This window comes from Vibrio sp. Vb1554 (assembly GCF_033344235.1).
Map to the genome: position 1 here is coordinate 1 of NZ_JAWPOJ010000313.1, position 852 is coordinate 852.

Consider the following 852-nt stretch of genomic DNA (forward strand, 5'->3'; position numbering starts at 1 on the left):
TTTCGCTCTATGGTGGCCGCGGGTGAAAAATCTGGTCACCTTGATACGGTTTTAGAGCGCTTGGCAGAGTACGTCGAAAACCGTCAGAAAATGCGTTCTAAGCTGTTGCAAGCGATGATCTACCCTGTCGTGTTAGTGGTGTTTGCGGTGGCGATTGTCTCGTTCTTGTTGGCGACTGTGGTACCCAAAATCATCGAGCCGATCATTCAAATGGGGCAAGAGCTGCCACAGTCGACGCAATTTTTGCTGGCGGCTAGTGAGTTCGTCCAAGAGTGGGGGCTGATTATCTTTGCCGTGCTAGTAGTTTGTTTTTATGGCTTAAAACTGGCATTGCAAAAACCAGATTTTCGCTTGTCTTGGGACAGAAAAATCATCAGCTTGCCGCTCGTCGGTAAGATTTCTAAAGGTCTCAATACCGCTCGTTTCGCTCGTACCTTGTCGATCTGTACTTCAAGTGCGATCCCAATTCTTGAAGGGATGCGAGTGGCGGTTGATGTGATGTCGAACCGTTACGTAAAGCAGCAAGTGTTGATTGCTGCAGACAACGTCCGTGAAGGGGCAAGCTTGCGTAAAGCTCTGGATCAAACCCGTCTATTCCCACCGATGATGCTGCATATGATCGCCAGTGGTGAGCAGAGTGGTGAGTTAGAAAGCATGTTGACGCGTGCGGCGGACAACCAAGACCAAAACTTTGAATCTACGGTCAATATTGCGTTGGGAGTGTTCACTCCTGCCTTGATCGCATTAATGGCTGGATTGGTGTTATTCATTGTCATGGCGACCTTGATGCCGATGCTAGAAATGAATAACTTGATGAGCGGATAATATTCGAATTAAGGCGTGTCTAAATTA

1 protein-coding gene is annotated in these 852 nt (G+C 47.8%); it reads left to right on the top strand.

What is annotated here, in order from left to right; genetic code table 11:
* Window positions 1-825 (top strand): type II secretion system F family protein (locus R8N28_RS25900; RefSeq protein WP_318183743.1); only part of this gene is annotated, 825 nt, incomplete at its 5' end.
* Window positions 826-852 lie beyond the last annotated feature (27 nt).